Here is a 7,100-nt window from a genome sequence, read left to right on the forward strand (position 1 = left end):
GTCAACGTCATCGACACCGCCGAGTTCGCGATCCCCGGCCTTGACGACGAGTTCCGCGTCATCGTGTCCCCGTGGATTCTGACGGTGCTCGTTACCGACCGCCTGGCTCGCTACTACGAGACGGTCACCAAGCACAACCTCAAGTATCGTCGCTACTATCACCAGTTCGACTACTAAAGAAAACGGGTGCGGGAACGCGCCGGGCTATTGAGAGGAACACAGAATGAGACAGTACATCATCGCCAGCCATGCGCACTTCGCTACCGGCATCAAGGAGAGCATCGAGCTGCTCTCGGGCGCTCGCGACAACGTCCACGATCTTTCGATGTTCGTCGATGACCGCATGGACGTGGCCGAGGAGGCCCAAAAACTGCTGGCAGGCATGGCTGCCGACGATGATGTCGTCGTGTGCACCGACCTCTTTGGCGGCAGCGTCAACAACGAGTTCACCAAGATCGTCCAGACGCGCCCCCGCACGTACCTCGTTACCAACATGAACCTTCCTCTGCTCATTCAGCTGCTGTTCTCTGACGAGTCGGTGCCGGTTGAAGAGACGATTCGCACCATCGTCGCTGCGGACGATACGCGCGTGAAGTTTGTCAACGATCTTTTGGTCGATGACGACGAGGAAGAAGAGTTCTAATCCGCAGCACCTACTGACACGCCGTAAGACGGCACAAGACCTTTGGGGGGTCACATTATGATTCAGCTACTTCGCGTCGACCATCGCCTGCTTCATGGCCAGGTCGCGGTCTCTTGGGTTCAGGGCCTCGGCTCCAACTGCATCTTCTGCGTGGGCGATAAGGTCGCTAACGACCCGGTGTGGAAGACGACGCTCAAGATGGGCAAGCCTGCCGGCTGCAAGCTCGTCATCAAGGATATGGCGAATGCCATCGAGGCCATTAACTCGGGTGTGACTGACAAATACAAGATGATTATCTGCGTCGCCACCATCGCTGAGGCAAAGCAGCTTGTTGAGGGCTGCCCGCAGATCAAGTCGGTCAACCTGGGCAACACCAAGCCCAAGGACGAGAAGCGCCCCGATGCTCGTCAGGTCTCTCGTCAGATCTTCCTGACTGCGGCCGAGGAAGCCGATGTGCGCGAGATGCTGAGCCGCGGCGTCGAGGTCGAGATTCGTCCTCTGGCCGACGACCCCAAGGTCGACTGCGCAAGCGTGCTCTAGGCGTTTAATTTCGAAGAGCCTGCGGGTTCTTCGTAGTGTCCTATTAGGAAAGGGGGATGTATGCTTGTCCAAGCAATCCTCATCGGACTTATCGCCGCGTTTGGTAAGTTCGACTACCAGCTCGGTACGCTCTATGCGTTCCGCCCCATCGTCCTGTGCCCGCTCGTGGGCCTGGTGCTGGGGGACCTGCAGTCCGGCCTCGCGATCGGTGCGAGCCTGGAGCTGCTGTTCATGGGCTCAATCTCCATCGGTGCCTACGTGCCGCCCGATGAGACGATCGGCGGCGTGCTCGCCTGTGCCTTCGCTATCCAGCTGGGCCAGAGCACCGAGGCAGCCATCGCGCTCGCTATGCCCATCGCCACGCTGTGCCTTGCCATCAAGAACATCCTCAACGCCGCCCTGCCGATTTTGGTTGACCGCGCCGATGTTTTCTCTGCCCAGGGCAACCTTAAGGGCGTCTATGCGATGCACTTCCTGATCGGTTCCACCGGTTGCATCATGGCGTTCCTGTTGTGCTCGCTGTCGTTCTATCTGGGTGCTGACGCTATCCAGGGCGTGCTCGACTTTATCCCCGACTTTGTCCTTGCTGGCTTTGGCGTTGCCGCCAACATCCTGCCTGCCATGGGCTTCGCCATGCTCGGCCGCCTGGTGCTCACCAAGCAGCTCGTGCCCTTCTACTTCCTGGGCTTCCTGCTGTGCTCCTACGCCAACGTGCCCGTCCTGGGCGTCGCCCTGATCGCCATCATCATCGGCATCGACAAGTTCGACCTGCTCGGCCTGGGCGGAGCCCAGCCCCAGCTCTCCGCGGAAGGGGATGAGGACGATGACTTCTAGTCCCGAGAACAAGATCACGCGCTCCGACCTCATCAAGAGCGCCGTCAACACCGGCGCCCTGGGCATGGAGTTCTCCTGGACCTACTACAAGCAGATGAACATCGCCTTCTGCCTGATGGTCGCCAACATGCTCAAGAAGATCTACGCCGGCCGCCCCGACGACTACGCCGAGGCCCTGCACCGCCACTGCGCGTTCTTCAACATCACCGTCCAGTTCGCCCCGTTCGTCGGCGGCATCGCGATGGCCATGGAGGAGAAGGTCGCCCGCGGCGAGATCGAGCCCGAGAGCGTCAACGACGTCAAGGCCGCCCTCATGGGTCCGCTGTCCGGCATCGGCGACTCCATCTTCCTGTCGACGCTGCGCGTGGTCGCCGCCGCGGTGGGCATCAGCCTGTGCCAGGCCGGCAACCCCTTCGGCCCCATCGCCTTCCTGCTCATCTACAACGTCCCCGGCTTCGCGCTGCGCATCTGGGGCGCCGTCAAGGGCTACGAGCTGGGCGTGGGCTTCCTGGACGAGGCCCAGAGGACCGGCCTCATGCAGAAGATCATGACCTGCGTGGGAATCGTGGGCGTCATGGTCGTGGGCGCCATGTGCAAGGACATGTTCTGGGCCAGCATCCCGGTGGCCATCGGCTCGGGCGAGGACGCCCAGACCCTCCAGGACATCCTGGACGGCATCATGCCCGGCATGCTCGGCATGCTCGCCTTCTGGCTGTACTACTGGCTGCTGTCCAAGAAGATCAACCCCATGGTGCTGATCGTGGCCACCATGGCCGTGGGCATCGTCGGCGCGTTCTTCGGCGTGCTGGCGTAGGTTCCTGCGTTCTATTCTGCCCCCAAGGGAAACGGCGACCCATTGCGGTCGCCGTTTTTTATTACCGAAAGCTAGCTGGAGGTGCTTCGTGATTCGATCTGACAATCCACCCGATAATGGCGTGAGCGGGGCGATGTATCTATTTGGCACGGCGCTCTTGTGGAGTTTTATCGGCATCCTCGTTCGCGCCAATTCGCAGTCAGCTCTTTTGATCGGTGCCGTTACGGCAATATTTATGGCGCTCTTTATCCTGCTCGTCGGCAGGCCCGTCTTTCGCGTCAGCCGTCTTATTGTCCTTGTGGCCGTCTGCAACTTCGTGACGGGCACCACGTTTAACTTTGCCAACCAGCTCACGACGGTCGGCAACGCGATCGTTCTGCAGTACACCTCGATGATTTTCGTTATCGTGTATCAATCGCTCGCAACTCGCACGTTGCCCTCGCCTGCGAAGATTGCCTCCGTGGTGGTTGCTTTTACGGGTATGGGACTTTTCTTTTTAGGTGATTTGAGTGCCGAGGGCATGCTCGGAAATCTGCTTGCCGTCATTTCGGGCGCCACCTTTGGGCTGTGTTTCTTTTTAAACTCTCGCCCCGATGCGTCGCCTATGGTGTCCTCGCTCATCTCCTGCGGCATCTCGATACTTCCGATCGTCTATTTTGCCGGCGACCTAGGCTCCGTGAAACCCTTTGAGTGGGGGCTTATGCTGGTGCATGGCCTTTTTTGCAGCGGCCTTGCGAGTGTGCTGTATGCCAAGGGGATTGCGCGCACCAACGCGTTTGCGGCCAACTTGGTTTGCATGAGTGAGGTCGTGCTCGCTCCCTGCTGGTCGGCGCTCCTCTTTGGCGAGGTCTTTCGCTGGAACGAGTTTTTGGGCGCAGCGATTATCGTTTTGGTGATTATGGCCAACTTGGCATCCGATGCCTTTGGCGATGGCTTTCTGGTGACGCTTGTCCTCCATCGAAACAAAGAGCGCGCCTGACGGGATACGTCTGCCGTTTACGGTAAAAAACACTCCGCTGAGCGAGTGGTATTAAATAGTAAGAACCTGCATACCTATAATTGGTATCAAATCATTTGTGCCTGGCATGGGTGTTAGCAGCACACCAGGTACGCTTCGAGCCGTGGAATCGAACTCCCGGAATTGATATCAACAACGCGCGCGACGGGAGTGACGACGGTTCGAGATTCCTTATTGGGAGGAATTATGCTTGTCCAAGCAATACTCGTCGGCTTAGTCGGAGCGTTTGGATGCCTCGACTACCAGCTCGGCACCCTCTACGCGTTCCGCCCCATCGTCCTGTGCCCGCTCGTGGGCCTGGTGCTGGGGGACCTGCAGACTGGCCTTGCCGTTGGCGCCAGCCTGGAGTTGCTGTTCATGGGCTCGATCTCCATCGGCGCCTACGTGCCGCCTAACGAAACCGTCGGCGGCGTGCTCGCCTGCGCGTTTGCCATTCAGCTCGGTCAGGGTACCGAGACGGCCATCGCGCTCGCCATGCCCATCGCCGTCCTTGCACTGACGATCGGCAACATTACCAATGCCTTGTTCCCTGTGTTTGTCGATATGGCAGACAAGTTCGCCCTCAAGGGAAACCTCAAAGGCATCTACGCCGTTCATTGGGGAATTGGAATCTGGGGCTGCGTCGAGTACTTCCTGCTGTGCGGCGGCGCCTTCTATTTGGGTTCCGACGCCATCCAGGGCCTGCTCGACTTCATCCCGCCCTTCATCATCGACGGTTGCGGCGTTGCCGCCAACATCCTGCCTGCCATGGGCTTCGCCATGCTCGGCCGCCTGGTGCTCACCAAGCAGCTCGTGCCCTTCTACTTCCTGGGCTTCCTGCTGTGCTCCTACGCCAACGTGCCCGTCCTGGGCGTCGCCCTGATCGCCATCATCATCGGCATCGACAAGTTCGACCTGCTCGGCCTGGGCGGAGCCCAGCCCCAGCTCTCCGCGGAAGGGGATGAGGACGATGACTTCTAGTCCCGAGAACAAGATCACGCGCTCCGACCTCATCAAGAGCGCCGTCAACACCGGCGCCCTGGGCATGGAGTTCTCCTGGACCTACTACAAGCAGATGAACATCGCCTTCTGCCTGATGGTCGCCAACATGCTCAAGAAGATCTACGCCGGCCGCCCCGACGACTACGCCGAGGCCCTGCACCGCCACTGCGCGTTCTTCAACATCACCGTCCAGTTCGCCCCGTTCGTCGGCGGCATCGCGATGGCCATGGAGGAGAAGGTCGCCCGCGGCGAGATCGAGCCCGAGAGCGTCAACGACGTCAAGGCCGCCCTCATGGGTCCGCTGTCCGGCATCGGCGACTCCATCTTCCTGTCGACGCTGCGCGTGGTCGCCGCCGCGGTGGGCATCAGCCTGTGCCAGGCCGGCAACCCCTTCGGCCCCATCGCCTTCCTGCTCATCTACAACGTCCCCGGCTTCGCGCTGCGCATCTGGGGCGCCGTCAAGGGCTACGAGCTGGGCGTGGGCTTCCTGGACGAGGCCCAGAGGACCGGCCTCATGCAGAAGATCATGACCTGCGTGGGAATCGTGGGCGTCATGGTCGTGGGCGCCATGTGCAAGGACATGTTCTGGGCCAGCATCCCGGTGGCCATCGGCTCGGGCGAGGACGCCCAGACCCTCCAGGACATCCTGGACGGCATCATGCCCGGCATGCTCGGCATGCTCGCCTTCTGGCTGTACTACTGGCTGCTGTCCAAGAAGATCAACCCCATGGTGCTGATCGTGGCCACCATGGCCGTGGGCATCGTCGGCGCGTTCTTCGGCGTGCTGGCGTAAGGGCCCAGCTGCATAGATTTTCGTTGCAACCTGGAAAGGGGATGGAGCGGGCCTATGCCCTCCATCCCCTTACTTGTATAGAGGGAGTTCGTATGTTCGCGAAGGATCGCGAAGCAATGCGCCTGACGCCGGCAGAGGTCAGGCTGATTCTTATTGAGTCCCTGCAATGGTGCGCCAACAACGCGGTGTACTTTTTAGGGCTTATCGGCGCGGCGACGTATGATTTGGCTGGCACGGCCTTTTTGGTTGCTGCCATTACGCTCGTACGCAATCTTATGACGTCGGCGGGCAATATGGTGTCGGGCTCGGTCATCGACCGCTTTGGACCGCGCCGGACGTCGTTTGTGACGTGCATGATTACGGCGGTGCTATCGCTTGGCGTGGGGTTGGCGCCGTTGTCTGTCCCCGGGCTTGTGTTTGCCGCGTGCGTCTTGGGGCTTGCGGGCGGCTTTATCAACACCTGTACGCATGCGTTTCCGGGATACCTGGAGTCGACCACCGAGGGCCGTACCCGCGTGAACGGTCTCATGGTGTTCTACAGCAATATCGCCTATACCGCTGGCCCGCTGCTCGGTGGTGCCATCGTGAGCTGTTTTGCCACGCAATCGGTCTATCTGCTCATGGCGGGCATGATGGGTGTGGCGGCCGTGCTCTCCTTGGGCTGTCACGAGTGTGTTGCTCCCGCAAAAGGGGAGAAGCCGAAGGGCGGCATTCTGGGCGGCATGGCCGAGGGAGCGCGACTTACGTTTCGCGACCACGACCTGCGCCTTATCTTTATCTCGGGCTTTCTGGGCTTCTTTGCGTTTGGCGCGTTCGATTCGCTGGAGTCGTTGTTCTATCGCGATGTGCTCAACGTGGATATCGTCTGGCTGGGCTGGCTGTCCTCGGTCGTGGGCCTCACTTCCTCGGTGGGCGCGTTCATCCTGACCAAGCTTTCTGCCCGCCATGTCAACCTGCGATTGCTGCTCGGCGCGCTCATGGCCGTGGGCATTGGGTCCATGGTGTACGTGGGCACCGATATGCTTGGGGTCGCGATTATCGGTCAGGCGATTAACGGTCTGGCCTGGGGATTCCTGGAACCGCTGCAGATGATCTTGATTCAGGAGCGCGCTGACATCAAATACCTGGGGCGCATTACCGGCTTTGTGCGTTTTGGCCTGATGAGCGCCGGCGTGCTGCCGCTGCTGGCGGCTCCGTTTTTGGCGGAGGCTTTGGGTGTCCAGACGGTACTGTTTGGGGCATCGACCATTATTGCGCTGGTAGGAACGCTGTTCTTTGTCAAACAAGGGAGGCGCCAGAGGCGTTAGCTATACATTCAATTCTAATTTAATACCACTCACCAGAGAATTTCGACCGTTCACCGATGATTGGAACAGATTAATAAGTGGTATTAAAAACACGTTAGGTGTATGTCTATAATTGGTATCGAAAATAAACGCGATGTATAGAGTTGCGTGCAGGACAGAAAGGAAAAGCC

General features: G+C 59.7%; 8 protein-coding genes and 1 pseudogene. All 9 read left to right on the plus strand.

The annotated features are described in order from the left end of the window. Positions 1-177, plus strand: a pseudogene (locus tag ACQRCA_RS08135) (SIS domain-containing protein); the annotation flags it as partial. Positions 178-223: 46 nt separating this feature from the next. After that, positions 224-643 (plus strand): PTS sugar transporter subunit IIA, encoded by a 420-nt coding sequence (locus ACQRCA_RS08140; RefSeq protein ID WP_427719849.1) that lies wholly within the window; start codon positions 224-226, stop codon positions 641-643. A gap of 57 nt (positions 644-700) precedes the next feature. Continuing rightward, positions 701-1,183, plus strand: a complete 483-nt coding sequence (locus ACQRCA_RS08145; protein ID WP_427719850.1) for a PTS sugar transporter subunit IIB — start codon at positions 701-703, stop codon at positions 1,181-1,183. Between the two features lie 60 nt (positions 1,184-1,243). Then, positions 1,244-2,017 (plus strand): PTS mannose/fructose/sorbose/N-acetylgalactosamine transporter subunit IIC, encoded by a 774-nt coding sequence (locus ACQRCA_RS08150; RefSeq protein ID WP_427719851.1) that lies wholly within the window; start codon positions 1,244-1,246, stop codon positions 2,015-2,017. Further along, positions 1,998-2,831 (plus strand): PTS system mannose/fructose/sorbose family transporter subunit IID, encoded by an 834-nt coding sequence (locus ACQRCA_RS08155; RefSeq protein WP_427719852.1) that lies wholly within the window; start codon positions 1,998-2,000, stop codon positions 2,829-2,831. Before ACQRCA_RS08150 ends, ACQRCA_RS08155 begins: the two co-directional genes overlap by 20 nt. An 88-nt stretch (positions 2,832-2,919) precedes the next feature. Continuing rightward, positions 2,920-3,810, plus strand: coding sequence for a DMT family transporter (locus tag ACQRCA_RS08160; RefSeq protein ID WP_427719853.1), 891 nt, complete (start codon positions 2,920-2,922; stop codon positions 3,808-3,810). Positions 3,811-4,035: 225 nt separating this feature from the next. Beyond that, positions 4,036-4,809, plus strand: a complete 774-nt coding sequence (locus ACQRCA_RS08165) for a PTS mannose/fructose/sorbose/N-acetylgalactosamine transporter subunit IIC (RefSeq protein WP_035137735.1) — start codon at positions 4,036-4,038, stop codon at positions 4,807-4,809. After that, positions 4,790-5,623, plus strand: coding sequence for a PTS system mannose/fructose/sorbose family transporter subunit IID (locus ACQRCA_RS08170; protein WP_427719852.1), 834 nt, complete (start codon positions 4,790-4,792; stop codon positions 5,621-5,623). Before ACQRCA_RS08165 ends, ACQRCA_RS08170 begins: the two co-directional genes overlap by 20 nt. 92 nt (positions 5,624-5,715) lie before the next feature. Next, positions 5,716-6,930: an MFS transporter gene (locus ACQRCA_RS08175; protein ID WP_427719854.1), complete on the plus strand. Its 1,215-nt coding sequence runs from the start codon at positions 5,716-5,718 to the stop codon at positions 6,928-6,930. Positions 6,931-7,100: the final 170 nt, after the last annotated feature.

Source organism: Collinsella sp. SGI.095, from assembly GCF_050314535.1.
In the GTDB taxonomy this organism is placed as follows: Bacteria; Actinomycetota; Coriobacteriia; order Coriobacteriales; family Coriobacteriaceae; genus Collinsella.

Bases quoted from the DNA above. Each gene is read 5' to 3' on its own strand.
- ACQRCA_RS08140 (WP_427719849.1), top strand. From the start codon at position 224: ATGAGACAGTACATCATCGCCAGCCATGCGCACTTCGCTACCGGCATC.
- ACQRCA_RS08175 (WP_427719854.1), top strand. From the start codon at position 5,716: ATGTTCGCGAAGGATCGCGAAGCAATGCGCCTGACGCCGGCAGAGGTC.
- ACQRCA_RS08150 (WP_427719851.1), top strand. From the start codon at position 1,244: ATGCTTGTCCAAGCAATCCTCATCGGACTTATCGCCGCGTTTGGTAAG.
- ACQRCA_RS08165 (WP_035137735.1), top strand. From the start codon at position 4,036: ATGCTTGTCCAAGCAATACTCGTCGGCTTAGTCGGAGCGTTTGGATGC.
- ACQRCA_RS08170 (WP_427719852.1), top strand. From the start codon at position 4,790: ATGAGGACGATGACTTCTAGTCCCGAGAACAAGATCACGCGCTCCGAC.
- ACQRCA_RS08155 (WP_427719852.1), top strand. From the start codon at position 1,998: ATGAGGACGATGACTTCTAGTCCCGAGAACAAGATCACGCGCTCCGAC.
- ACQRCA_RS08145 (WP_427719850.1), top strand. From the start codon at position 701: ATGATTCAGCTACTTCGCGTCGACCATCGCCTGCTTCATGGCCAGGTC.